At 27.9% G+C, this 13,902-nt stretch carries 11 protein-coding genes; 10 read left to right on the forward strand and 1 reads right to left on the reverse strand.

Annotated features, from left to right (window positions below):
- The 10 genes from VC03_RS02650 (at window position 1) to VC03_RS02695 (ending at window position 12,771) form a co-directional block, all read left to right on the forward strand.
- Window positions 1-2,616 carry a cation-translocating P-type ATPase gene (locus VC03_RS02650; protein ID WP_046328546.1) on the forward strand — a complete coding sequence of 872 codons (2,616 nt, stop codon included), beginning with the start codon at window positions 1-3 and terminating at the stop codon, window positions 2,614-2,616.
- Window positions 2,613-3,527 carry a tetratricopeptide repeat protein gene (locus VC03_RS02655; protein ID WP_046328547.1) on the forward strand — a complete coding sequence of 305 codons (915 nt, stop codon included), beginning with the start codon at window positions 2,613-2,615 and terminating at the stop codon, window positions 3,525-3,527. Before VC03_RS02650 ends, VC03_RS02655 begins: the two co-directional genes overlap by 4 nt.
- On the forward strand, window positions 3,520-4,362 hold the full coding sequence (locus VC03_RS02660; RefSeq protein WP_052727664.1) for a D-alanyl-D-alanine carboxypeptidase family protein: 843 nt from the start codon (window positions 3,520-3,522) through the stop codon (window positions 4,360-4,362). Before VC03_RS02655 ends, VC03_RS02660 begins: the two co-directional genes overlap by 8 nt.
- Window positions 4,359-5,228 (forward strand): prolipoprotein diacylglyceryl transferase, encoded by an 870-nt coding sequence (gene lgt, locus VC03_RS02665; protein WP_046328548.1) that lies wholly within the window; start codon window positions 4,359-4,361, stop codon window positions 5,226-5,228. The genes VC03_RS02660 and lgt overlap by 4 nt, the downstream gene beginning before the upstream one ends.
- Before the next feature lie 107 nt (window positions 5,229-5,335).
- Window positions 5,336-6,082, forward strand: coding sequence for an IclR family transcriptional regulator (locus VC03_RS02670; RefSeq protein ID WP_046328549.1), 747 nt, complete (start codon window positions 5,336-5,338; stop codon window positions 6,080-6,082).
- Window positions 6,083-6,087: 5 nt separating this feature from the next.
- Window positions 6,088-8,235, forward strand: coding sequence for a RelA/SpoT family protein (locus VC03_RS02675; RefSeq protein ID WP_046328550.1), 2,148 nt, complete (start codon window positions 6,088-6,090; stop codon window positions 8,233-8,235).
- 7 nt (window positions 8,236-8,242) lie between these two features.
- A complete protein-coding gene (gene tgt / locus VC03_RS02680) occupies window positions 8,243-9,391 on the forward strand; it encodes a tRNA guanosine(34) transglycosylase Tgt (protein WP_046328551.1) in 1,149 nt (382 codons plus the stop codon).
- 12 nt (window positions 9,392-9,403) lie between these two features.
- Window positions 9,404-10,708: a C1 family peptidase gene (locus VC03_RS02685; RefSeq protein WP_046328552.1), complete on the forward strand. Its 1,305-nt coding sequence runs from the start codon at window positions 9,404-9,406 to the stop codon at window positions 10,706-10,708.
- 62 nt (window positions 10,709-10,770) lie between these two features.
- Window positions 10,771-11,859, forward strand: a complete 1,089-nt coding sequence (locus VC03_RS02690) for a M20 metallopeptidase family protein (RefSeq protein ID WP_046328553.1) — start codon at window positions 10,771-10,773, stop codon at window positions 11,857-11,859.
- A 150-nt stretch (window positions 11,860-12,009) separates the two neighbouring features.
- Complete coding sequence (locus VC03_RS02695) at window positions 12,010-12,771, forward strand: hypothetical protein (protein WP_046328554.1); 762 nt, start codon at window positions 12,010-12,012, stop codon at window positions 12,769-12,771.
- A gap of 65 nt (window positions 12,772-12,836) precedes the next feature.
- Here VC03_RS02695 and VC03_RS02700 read toward each other — a convergent pair whose 3' ends face one another.
- On the reverse strand, window positions 12,837-13,865 hold the full coding sequence (locus tag VC03_RS02700; protein ID WP_046328555.1) for a site-specific integrase: 1,029 nt from the start codon (window positions 13,863-13,865) through the stop codon (window positions 12,837-12,839).
- Window positions 13,866-13,902 lie beyond the last annotated feature (37 nt).

The following is a 13,902-nucleotide window of genomic DNA, read 5'->3' on the forward strand; positions in this document are numbered from 1 at the left end:
TTGAAATATTTTAATTTAGATAAGAATAAGTGTTTAGAAGAACTTGTAACTAATGAAAATACAGGTTTAACAAGTGATGAAGCCAAGCTTAGATTAGAAAAATATGGGTATAATAAGCTGGAAGAAGAAAAGAAAAAATCTATACTTAAACTTTTATTTGAACAAATAAATGATGTAATGATTTATGTATTGCTAGTTTCTGCTGTCATTACTGTAGTAGTGAATAAGGAAATAACTGATGCAGTAATTATCCTTATAGTCGTTTTAATTAATGCTGTAGTAGGTGTAGTGCAAGAGTTAAAAGCAGAAAAGTCATTAAATGCTTTAAAAGAAATGACTAGCCCTAAGGCTGTTGTTTTAAGAGATTCTAAATTAGTAGAAATTGAGTCAAAGTACTTGGTTAAAGGAGATATAGTATTATTAGAAGCTGGTAGAGTTATACCAGCTGATTTAAGATTAATAGAAACTATGAGCTTAAAAATAGATGAAAGTAGTTTTACTGGAGAATCAGTTCCAGCTGAAAAAAATGCTGATGATATTTTAAGTGAAAATACACAATTAGCAGATATTACAAATATGGCTTTTATGTCAACATTAGTAAGTTATGGTAGAGCTAAAGGTGTAGTAGTTAAAACAGGTACAGACACACAAATAGGTCATATAGCAAAACTGTTACAAGTAAAAGAAGAACAAACACCATTACAGAAAAAAATGAATAAATTAGGTGCATATCTTGGGTATATTGCGATAATAATATGTATATTAATATTTGTAATAGGAACAATACAAGGTAGAAATATTGTTGATATGCTAATAACTTCAATAAGTTTAGCAGTAGCTGCTATACCAGAAGGTTTAGTCGCTATAATCTCAATAGTTTTAGCCCTTGGTGTTACAAGAATGTCTAAGAAAAATGCAATAATTAAAAAGATGCCTGCTGTTGAAACACTAGGTTCTGTTAACTACATATGTTCAGATAAAACAGGGACATTAACGCAAAATAAGATGACAGTAGTAGATACATTTACTTTTGATAATAGTGAAGACATGTTAATAAAATCTATGGTATTATCTTCAGACGCAACTATTATAGACGGTAAAGAACTTGGAGATCCAACAGAAGTAGCATTAATTGCATATGGTATAAAGAATGAAAAGATAAAAGAAGAATTAGAAAAAGAAGAAAAAAGAATAGATGAATTTAGCTTTGATTCAGATAGAAAAATGGCTTCTACTTTAAATACTGTAGATAAGGGCTATGTTGTATATGTTAAGGGAGCATTAGATAGCTTGCTTAAAGTATCAACTAAAGTTCTAATAAATGGTAGAGAAGAAGAGTTGACAGAAGATATAAAAGAAAGAATAGTAAATAAGTCAAATGAGATGTCTGACAAGGCATTAAGAGTTCTGGCAAGTGGATACAAAAAGACTGATAAAAAAATACCAGCTTCAGATTTTGAAAAGGATATAGTATTAGTAGGTATAGTTGGTATGATAGATCCACCAAGATTAGAAGTTAAAGACTCTATAAACAAAGCTAAAAAAGCTGGTATAAATATAGTTATGATAACAGGAGATCATAAAAACACAGCTTTTGCAATAGCAAAAGAATTGGGTATAGCAAGTAATATAGATGAATGTATAATGGGTGAAAAATTAGATGAGTATACAGATGAACAAATGAAAGAAATTGTAAGTAAGTATAAGGTATATTCAAGAGTTTCACCATTACATAAGGTAAGAATTGTAAAAGCACTAAAATCATTAGGTAATATCGTTTCTATGACAGGTGATGGTGTAAATGATGCACCTTCTTTAAAAATAGCAGATATTGGTGTAAGTATGGGTATAACAGGTACTGATGTAGCTAAGGGTGCTAGTGATATGATATTAACTGATGATAATTTTACAACAATAGTAACTGCAATTAGTGAAGGTAGAAATATATACAATAATATTAAAAAGGCTATAATCTTCCTATTGTCATGTAATTTAGGAGAAGTTACTTCTATTTTTGTAGCGACAATATTAAGATGGCCATTACCACTTATTGCAACACAGTTATTGTGGATAAATTTAATTACAGATACGCTTCCAGCATTGGCATTAGGTGTAGACCCAGCATCTACAGATGTTATGTGTGAAAAACCAAGACCACAAAATGAACACTTTTTCTCACATGGGGCATTACTTAGAACAATAGTAGGTGGTATGTCTATAGGGATATTAACTTTATTAGCCTTTTATATAGGTCTAAAAGAAAAGGGTATAGACTTAAATACATTATCGGACATTAATTCTATACCATATAGTCACTTAGCGTATGCAAGAACAATGTCGTTTATAGTCCTTACAATTTCTCAATTATGTTATGCATTTACAATGAGAAGTGATAGAGAAAGTATAATAAAGGTAGGAATATTTAAGAATAAATATTTAAATATTTCGCTAATTGTAGGGATAGTATTACAAATAGCCTTAACTGAAATACCATTTTTAGCTGAAGCATTTTGTGTTACAAATTTAAACTTCTTTGATTTTGATATTGTAGTCCTATTTGTAATAATACCATTAATATTAAATGAAATAATAAAAAAGGTTCAAAAAGAAAGATGAGAAAATATATATTTATTGCGTCACTAATATTTTTCATAGTAGGTTGTAAAAAATATGATGATAAAAGTGATGTACCAAAAGATGATAAAAAAGTTGTTCCAGTTGAAATTTTAAAAAATGGAAATATGGAGTCAAAAGTAGTCGAAAGTTTAACTAATGACAAAAAAGAAGAAAATGTTGAAAGTAAGAAAACAGAAGAAGTTCCAACAAATGACAAAAAAGTAAACTTTTTAGATCTTGCAAAAACTGGAAATTCTGAGGCAATACTAATGTCTATTAAATACTATAAGGACAAAAATAATGTCAAGGAAATGGAAAAATATATAGATTTAGGTTTAAAGAAAAATATAGATGAGGTTTTAAAATTAAAAATAGTAGAGTTATTAAACAAGAATATGCTTGATAAGGCTAAGGTGTATATAGATAAATTAAACGAAAGTCCTAAGAAAAGAGACTATCTTGCAATTTATTACTACAAACTAGCTGCTAAATTTAGTGAAAAAAACGATCATCAAAAAGCATCATATAATTTTTCAAAGGCATATGAAAATGGTATGAAATCAGCTTCTTTGTATACTGCATATGAATATGTAAAGTTAAGAGATATAAAAAATGCTAGTAAATGGTTTGAAATTGCTAATAGCAATGGGCAAAAAGAAGCTAATTATGAGCTAGCCGTTATAGCATATAACACTGGGGACTTTCAAAAAGCAATCAAGCACTTAAAAGAACAATATGCTAGAGGTAATAAGGAAGTCGCTATAAGCATAGGAGTTTGCTATGCAAATATTAAAAATTATGATGAAGCAAATAAATGGCTAAATATTGCAGTAAAAAATGGAGATGCTAAAGCAAAAAGATTTATTAAAGAAATAAATAATAATAGAGAAGGAAGTTATAACGTTGAATAAATGGATATGTTTTTTAGTCATATTGTCTACTATTTCATACTCTAAATTGAGATGTGACCTATATGATAAGAATAGCTGTAAATATACTGAAGGCTTATCATATCTAAAAATGGAAAATAATGATATATATTTTTCATATCTATTAGCAGATAATGATAAAATACTAGTAGGTGATAATATAGATAAAAAAATACCTTTAGCATCATTAACTAAGATGATGACAGCAATAGTTGTAATGGATAATGTTAAAAATTTAGATGATAAGGTTTGTATTACAAAAGAGGTTTCACAAATACCTTATGGTGTAAAGCTAAAAGAAAATGAAGAATACACAGTATATGACTTATTAAGACTAATGCTAATTAGATCAACTAATGCAGCAGCTAAAGCGTTACAAGACTATGTTTCTCCAAACTTTATAGATCTTATGAATAAGAAAGCAAAAGAAATTGGTTTAAAAGATACTACATATTTTACATCATATGGTTTGCCACCAAAATATACAAATACGGGTATGGATGTTGGTAGTGCAAGAGATATGTATGTATTATCAAAATATTTAATAAATAATTATCCGATATTAAAAGATATAGTGTCAAGAAAGTATGATGAAGTAGGAGATAAGAAAATAAAGAATACCAATAATTTACTAGGTGTAATAGAAAATGTAAAGGGTATAAAAACAGGATTTCATAATGCTTCAAAGTATAATATTTGTATTTACTATAACAACAATCAAAAAGAACTATATGAAATAATATTAGGTTCAGATAAACCAAGTCATAGAATAGATTTGACAAGGGCTGTATTTAAAGAATTAGGAGGATTAAAATGAGACCATATCTATTTAGAATAGGAAGTTTTGAATTAAGGATATATAGTCTTATGTATATATTAGCGTTATTCACAGCAATTTTCCTTGCAAAAAGAGATGATGTCGCTATAAAAAGAGGAATAGATGATCCAAAATTAGTAGAAGATTTTGCATTTACTGCCCTATTTTCAGGCCTTATAGGTGCTAGAATATACTATGTATTACTTAGATTTGAATACTATCGCAATAATCTATTAGATATACCAGCTGTATGGAAAGGTGGACTTGCTATACATGGTGGTATAATAGGTGGATTAATAGGTATAATGATATTTAGTAAAATAAAGAAAAAATCTTTTTTTGCACTAACTGATATGTCAGTTTCTCCCCTTATACTTGGGCAAGCATTAGGTAGAATAGGAAATTTTGCAAATGGAGAAATACATGGTGTACCTACATTTACACCATTAAAAGTAATATTTACTGGTACTTTTACAAAATGGTGGCAAATGTATAATAGCTTACCTTTAAAAGAACAAATGAAGTTTAAACCAGTCGTTCCATGGGGTGTAGTATTTCCTGAAAATACTTCAGCAGGTATGGAATTTCCTACTTGTCCATTACATCCAGCAATGCTATATGAATTAATCCTTAATCTTATTGCCTTTTTCCTACTATGGTTCTATTTTAGAAAAAAAGGATACAAAAAAGGGATATTATCATTCATATACTTAATAATGTACGCAGTAATTAGAATATTTGTAAGTACATTTAGAGCAGAAGATTTAATGCTTTGTGGTATAAAGATGCCATATATTATTAGTATAATAATGATAATAGTAGGAATAATAGGAATAAGTGTAATAAATAGAAAAAAATCGGAATAGTATTAAATATTATAGAAGTATATAGGAGCTTTTGCTCCTATTTTTATTGCATTTTTAGTCATTTTATGATATTGTAATGGTAAGTAATTCGTTGGAGGGATCACACTATGTCTTCATTACAAAGTTTAGACAGAGCATTATGTATACTAGAAGTAGTATCGCAACAAGAAACTATAGGTTTGACTAAGATTAGCATAAAAACAGGGCTTAATAAGGCAACTGTATTTAGAATAGTAAAAGCTTTAAAAGAAAATGGATATATAAAACAACTGCCTAACAAACAATATGCACTAACATTTAAAATGTTTAGATTAGGTAATAGAGTTGTACAAAGATTTGACTTCATAACTCAAGCAAAACGAATAATTACAAAACTTGCAAATGAAATTGAACAAGTTATTCATCTTGTAATACAAGATGGTTCTCAAATTTTGTATATAGATAAGTATACACCATTAAAAAATGGTGAGGTGATGAGTCAAACAAAAATAGGTAAAAGAGCACCAATGTACTGTACAGCATCAGGTAAAGCAATACTTGCATATTTACCAGAAGAAAAAATTAGAAAAATTTGGAACGATACTGAGATAATAAAGTACACATCAAGAACAATTACTAATTATGATACATTGCTACAAGATTTAAAAAGAATTAGAAAGAATGGATATTCTACAGAGTATGAGGAATATAAGCTGGAGGTATATTGTATAGGTGTACCACTACATACATTAAGTGGCGAAATTGTAGGAGCTATTAGTATATCTATACCATTAGACGATACCAAAGGTAAAGCGTACTATGTTGAAAAATTAAAACAATGTAAGGAAGAAATATCAACTATAATAGAAGGATGATCATTATGTTACAAAAAGATGCATATGAAATACTTTGTGAAAAATGTAAATTAAACAAAGAATTAGATATGAACAAAATAGAAAAAGCATATATTCTAGCAAGAGAAGCTCATAAAGGACAATATAGAAAAAGTGGTGAAGAATATATTATACACCCTTTGGAAGTTTCTCAAATTTTAGTTGATTTGAAAATGGATACTGATACGATAGTAGCGGGACTTTTACATGACGTAGTTGAAGATACTTTAATTACGATAACAGATATAGAATATAGTTTTGGGAAAGAAGTTGCACTTTTAGTAGATGGTGTAACAAAATTAAGAAATTTACCTAAAAAGCAAGGTAAACAAATTGAAAATATACGTAAAATGGTTGTTGCAATGTCAAAAGATATTAGGGTAGTCATAATTAAATTAGCAGATAGACTACATAATATGAGAACATTGAAATATCAAACACCAGAAAAACAAATAGAAAAATCAAAAGAATGTCTTGATGTTTTTGCACCTATTGCACATAGAATAGGTATGTCTAAGATAAAATCAGAGTTAGAAGATATTAGTTTTAGATATTTAAATCCAGAAGCATACTATGAAATGAAGGAGTTAGTTAATACTAAAAGAGCTGAAAGAGTAAAGATAACTAATGAAATTATAGAAGTAATAAAAAAGGAGCTTGAAAAATATCATATTAAAGCTGAGGTAACTGGTAGACCAAAACATCTATATAGCATATATAAAAAGATAACAGAAAAGAATAAAAAATTTGCTGAATTGATGGATTTGATAGCAATTAGAGTAATAGTTGAAAAAGATGAAGAATGTTACATGGTTCTTGGAATAGTACATGGTAAATTTGTTCCAGTATCAGGTAGATTCAAAGACTATATCGCAGCACCAAAGACTAATGGTTATCAATCTATACATACTACAATAGAGTATACAAAAGACCAAAAAGTCGAAATACAAATCAGAACAAAACAAATGCATGAAATTGCTGAAGAAGGTGTAGCTGCACACTGGAAGTATAAGGAAAAGAAAACTAAGGATAAAAATGAAAAATATTATCAAGCTGTAAAGAAGATAATAGATGGTAATTTTGCCCATGAAGTAACGGGGGAAGTCCTAAATGAAACCATATTTGTCTTTACACCTAAGGGTGATGTAATGGAACTTGATAGAGATTCAACAGCATTAGACTTTGCATTTCAAGTTCATACACAAATAGGATATAGGACAATAGGTGCTAAAGTTAATGATAAGATAGTGCCACTAGATCAAAAGTTAGAAAATGGAGATAAGGTAGAAATACTAACATCAAAAGCAACTAACGGTCCAGGAAAAGACTGGATTAATATGGTTAATAATAATAGCTCTAAAGTTAAGATAAAAAAATGGTTCAAAGATTTAGAATTTAAAAACAAAGTAAAAGAAGGACAAGAGCTATTAGAAGAAGAATTTTCAAAGATAGGATTGAAATTTAAGGAATTAGAAGATGATGAAATAGTGTATTTATACATGAAAAAGTATAATATATCTACTATTGATAATCTGTACTATAAGTTTGCAACAAATAGTCTTAATTTAAATACTTTTATTCAAAAATTTAAACCTAAAAATGACAATACTGACTATGAAAATATTGTCGAAGAGGTTATAGAAAACGCAAATAAATATGCAACAAAAAATGAAAATAAATCTGGTGTTAAAATATCAGGTTCAGACAATACTATGTTTAATTTTGCAAAATGCTGTAATCCATTACCAGGTGTAGAAATTGCAGGATATATCACAAAAACAAGAGGTATTGTTATACACAATAAGGAATGTAAGAATATTATTGAACTAATAAAAAAAGATCCAGATAGACAAATAGATGTATATTGGGATGAAAAACTTTTACAAGTTTCAAATTGCAAATATGAATATTCATTCCAAGTTAAATCAATAAATCGTGAAAGTTTACTTTACGATATAATTAGAATTATTAACGAACATAAGTTAGATATAGTCTTTATGCAAACTGTTTCTAAAGAAGAAAATGGACAGAATTATGCTGTAATGACTATTAGAATAATGATAAAAAATAAAGATAATTTTGAAAAATTAAGAAAGAATCTACTATCTATAAAAGATGTAGTAGAAGTAATATAGGAGAGTTATGTTACCAGTAAGATACGAATTATTATACTCAGATGGGAATGCAAGATGTGGAATAATACATACACCACATGGAGATATTAAAACTCCAATATTTATGCCTGTTGGAACACAGGCGACTGTTAAAACAATGACACCAGAAGAATTAAAAGAAATTGGAGCAGAAATAATATTAGGAAATACCTATCATCTACATTTAAGACCAACAGATGAATTAATTAATACATTTGGTGGATTACACGAATTTATGCATTGGGATAGACCTATACTAACTGACAGTGGGGGATTTCAAATATTTAGTTTGGCAGTTAGAAGAAAGTTAACAGAAGAAGGAGCATATTTTAGCTCACACCTAGATGGTTCAAAGCATTTTATCTCACCAGAAAAATCTATAGAAATACAAAATAATCTGGGGAGTGATATTATGATGGTGCTAGATGAATGCCCACCAGGGTTATCAACAAGAGAATATCTAGAACCCTCTATTAATAGAACAGTTAGATGGGCTAGAAGATGTATAGATGCAAATAGAAATAAGGATAAGCAAGGTCTATTTGCAATAGTTCAAGGAGGTATATACGAAGATTTAAGAGACTATTGCTTCAATGAACTATATAAAACAAATGACGATTTTTCAGGGTATGCAATAGGAGGATTAGCAGTAGGTGAACCTACAGAAGATATGTATAGAATATTAAAATATATTACTCCTAAGTTACCAAAAGATAAGCCAAGATACCTAATGGGTGTTGGAGAGCCTCTAGATATGCTAGAAGCAATTGAACATGGTGTAGATATGATGGATTGTGTTCATCCTTCAAGAATAGGAAGACATGGTACAGTATTTACAAAATATGGTAGATTGGTAATAAAGAATGAAAAATATAGTAGAGATCCAAGACCACTAGATATTTCAGATAACTATGTATGTAAAAATTACACTAGAGCATATATTAGACATCTATTTAAAGCTAATGAAGTCCTAGCACAAAGACTTGCAACATACCATAATTTATGGTTCTTGTTAAACCTAGTAAAAGAAGCTAGAAAAGCCATAGAAGAAGGTAGATTTAAGGAATACAAGGAAGAATTTATTAAAAACTATACTATGGGGTCTAATAGTGACTGGATTAAACCTATTGTAAAATAATGAGGAGGGAATATGATAAATAAAGAATTATTAGAAAAATTTGAAGGTAAATACCTTGGAAATGAAGCAAACTTAGTAATACAAGATGCAATTACTAATGTTGGTATAAATGAAGCGAGTTTAAGAAAAGAAGTTGTAAAAAAACATGAATTTGTCTTTTCAGATGAAACTAAAAAAGGTGAAATTACAAATCAAAAAAGATCAGGAAGATGTTGGATGTTCTCAGCATTAAACGTTCTAAGAGTTAATACTATGGAAAAGTTAAATGTAGAAACATTTGAATTTTCACAAGCATATTTACAATTTTTTGATAAAATTGAAAAGGCTAATACATACTTAGAATATATTATTGAAACAAAAGATTTACCAGTAAGGGATAGATTAGTTGAACATATTATGAGTATAGGTGTATCTGATGGAGGATATTGGAGCTTTTTTGTAGGATTAGCTACTAAGTATGGTGTAGTACCAAAAAGTGTTATGCCAGAAACTTTCCATTCATCAAATACTGATATATTAAATGAAGTATTAGATGTTAGATTAAAAAGAGCAGCTTGTTTAATTAGAAAAGCAAAAACATCTGAAGAAATATCTAAGATTAAAGATGATACTCTATACCAAGTATATAATATTTGTGTTAAAGCATTAGGAATGCCACCTAAGAAATTTACATATGAATATAGAGATAAGGACAAGAAATTTGTTAGAATAAAAGATGTTACTCCTAAAGAATTTATGGAACTTTATGCAAAAGATGATTTGTTAAGTAAGGTTGAATTGGTAGCAGATCCTAGAGAAGAACATTTGAAGGGAAGAATGTATGAATTACCATATAGTTGTTCAGTAATAGAATATGGTCCAAGTAAATTCCTAAATGTAACTATAGACGAGCTAAAAAAAGTCACAATAGCATCAATTAAAGATGGTGCACCTGTATGGTTTGGTTGTGATGTTGGACAAAGTTCAGATAGAAAATTAGGTATATTAGATAGTGAACTATACAATTATGATAAAACATTAACTCAATTAGGAGAATTTTCTAAGGTAGATAGATTATTAAACTATTCAGCATATATGACACATGCTATGACTTTTGTTGGTGTAGACTTAGATGATGAAGGTAAGCCATTAATGTGGGAAGTTGAAAATAGCTGGGGAGATGAAGTAGGTAAAAAAGGTATATTCTCTATGTCAGATAAATGGTTTGATGATCACAATTACTCAGTTGTTGTAGATAAGAAATATATTTCAGATGAATTTAAAGATGGATTGGATAAGGAAGTAATAAAATTAGATTACTTTGATCCATTAGGTTAATATATTAAATTAGCTAGTAAATGTAAGTTTGCTAGCTTTTTAGCATTTTTTTGGAGGTAATGATGGATATTAATAAAATAATTGAATTTAGAAAAGAATTACATAAATGTCCTGAGATTGCACATCATGAAGTTAAAACACAAAAATTAATTAAGGATTTTTTACGTGCTAATACAAATGTTGAAATTGTAGAAGAAGATGGATGGTTTTATGCCAAAATGAAAGGTTTAAATCCCACTAAGACTATTGCTTTTAGATCGGACCATGATGCTATTATGAATTCAAAAAATGAAATGTTTCATGGTTGTGGACATGATGGTCATACAGCAATTATGTGTGGAACTATTATGGCACTAGAAGAAGATAGACCTTTCAATAATGTGATATTTTTGTTTCAACCAGCTGAAGAAAATGGTGGTGGAGCAAAATTATGCGATAAGTTATTCAAAGATAATACCATAGATGAAATATATGGTTTACATAATATGCCTAATTTCAAAAAAGGTGTAGCATATTACCGTAAAGGATGTATACAATGTGCATCATTAGGTCTTAGAATTAAAATAGACGGTATACAAACCCATGCATCAGAACCTGAAAAAGGATTAAATCCCAGCTATGCAATTTCAAAAATTATTGAAAGGGTTAAGCCTTTATCAAAGTATATTGGATTTAAAAGTAGTAAATTTGAAGATCTAGATTTTGAATCTTTAGTATTAGTTACTATCATTAATTTATCTATGGGTAAACTTAATTTTGGTGTTTCACCTAAGAGTGGTGAAATATCATTAACTATACGGGCAGCAAGTGATAAAGATATGAAGAAAATAATTAAAAAGATTAAAGAAATGAAAGAAGATGGCTATAGCTATACATATGAAATATATGATGATTTTCCAGAAACAAATAATGATGTTGACCTATGCAACAAGACTTTAAAAGTATTAGATAAATATGGTGTAGAGTATATGCAAATGAGTGAGCCTATTAGAGCAAGTGAAGATTTTGGATACTACAAGAAATTTTGTCCATCACTATTTTTCATGTTAGGAACAGGAGATGGTCCAAGTATACACAATGAAAATTACAAATTTAATGACGATGTAATAGAGGATGGAATAAGGCTATTTAAATGTATTGCAAAAGGATAAAAATGTGACCTAGAATTTTTTAAGGATTCTAGGTCATTTTATTTATTATACATTGTAATATTTATTCAAATGTTTACAAAAACACATAAAAGTGTTGAAATAGGGGGAGAATGGGGTATAATATGTGTAAGGAAAAAATAGGAGGAAAATATGAATAAGAAATTTGAATTAAAAAATATAAAAAATGAATTTCCTTTAATGAAGACATTAAGATTTGAATTAAAACCACAAGGAGATACATTAAAAAATTTTATGGAATCTATTTATGACGAAGATAAAGACTTGTATGATAGTAGTTTTGAAGCAAAAAAAATAATGACTAAATATTATTTAAAAGTTTTAGATGAAATCTTATCAGAAATAAGTGTTGATTGGAAGAAATTATACAATGATTTATTAAATAAGGAAAAAAAAGAAATAGATGAATTATTACAAAAAGAAATTGAGAAAAAATTTAAGGATTATCCAGGAATTAAAAATATATTTTCAGGGAAATGTATAGAAGATATAAAAGAAAGCCCAGATTTTAATGAAGATGAGAAAAGAAAAGTAGAAAAATTTGATAAAAAAACAACATATTTTACAGCATATTTTAAAAATATAAAAAATATATTTACAGTAAATGGTAAAAGTGCATCAGCAATTTATAGAATAGCAGATAATTTTAAAAAATATTCAAAAAATGTTGAATTATATGAAAAATTAAAAAAAGATGAAAAAATAATGAAATATTTAAATGAAAATAAATTTGATGAAAAAACTATGGATAATTTATTTGATGTAAGTAAATATAATAGTTATTTAAGACAGGTAGATATAGAAAAATATAATACTTTATTATCAGGTTATTCGAAAGAAAACGGTGAAAAAGTTAAAGGATTAAATGAATTAATAAATGAAATACATGTTTAATGCTATAATTCGTTTATTTACTGTATCAAATAGAATTAATCAAAAATAAAAGTTCTAAAAAAGTTCTATTCTAGTTCGTTTAGCAAATCTATTATCTTATCTGTCTTATCGTTATAAAAGTGTGCATAAGTACTTAATGTTATTTGTGAATTCTTATGACCTAATCTCTTACTTATAGCCGTAATTTCTACGCCTTTTTTTATTAAAAAGCTAGCATGCGAGTGCCTAAATCCATGTAAAGTTATTTTATTTAAGTTATATTTATTTATTTTTCTTGCTAAAAAATAGTTGTATGGGCTTGAAAGACCAAAAATATATTCTTTTTTTGGATAATTCTTGCTTATCATATCTTTTAATATTTTAATGCAGAATTGTGGAATGGTAACAATTCTTATACTAGACTGATTTTTAGGCGAATTTGATTTATTCAAAGAAATTCTTGTCTTATTTATATTGATTGTACATTTATCGAAATCTACATCTTCCAGTTTTAATCCTGATATTTCACTCGGTCTAGCACCAGAATAGAATAATAAATTAAAGTATGCTCTTTGTAATATTTTGTTTTCTTTTATTAGAATTTCATCAAACTTCTTAAAATCTTCTAAAGTCCATATTTCTTTTTCTTTTTTTGTCGTCTTAATATATTCGTAGTCAAAATCATTCATAACATTATATTGCAAGTTATAGTATGTCTTAGCATATTTGAATAATAGGTTTAATTTTGTTTTAATCATCTTTTGGCTATAGGAATACTTAATTGTATCTAATAACCTTGCAATATCACTATTAGTTATTTTGCTTATTGGTTTATTCTCAAATTTTGTCCTAATTACTTTGTTAAATGTCTTATACATATTAAATGTATGGAATTTAACTCTTGTTTTTTTGTAAGCTAAAAATTCATCAACAACATCAAAGAACATAGTATCAATAGCACCTGTATGCATGTTGATATACCTATTAGAATATTCACTAGCCTCTTTTTTAGTTTTAAACCCTCTTTTTTTTATTTTTTTGTTCTCTCCGTTATACTGTTTACAGTAAAAACTAACTTCCCAGTTGCCTTTTTCTATCATTTTAAAGCTTGCCATTTTTTTATACCCCACATTCTTTCAAAAAAATGAAACT

Source organism: Sneathia vaginalis, from assembly GCF_000973085.1.
GTDB classification, from domain to species: Bacteria; Fusobacteriota; Fusobacteriia; order Fusobacteriales; family Leptotrichiaceae; genus Sneathia; species Sneathia vaginalis.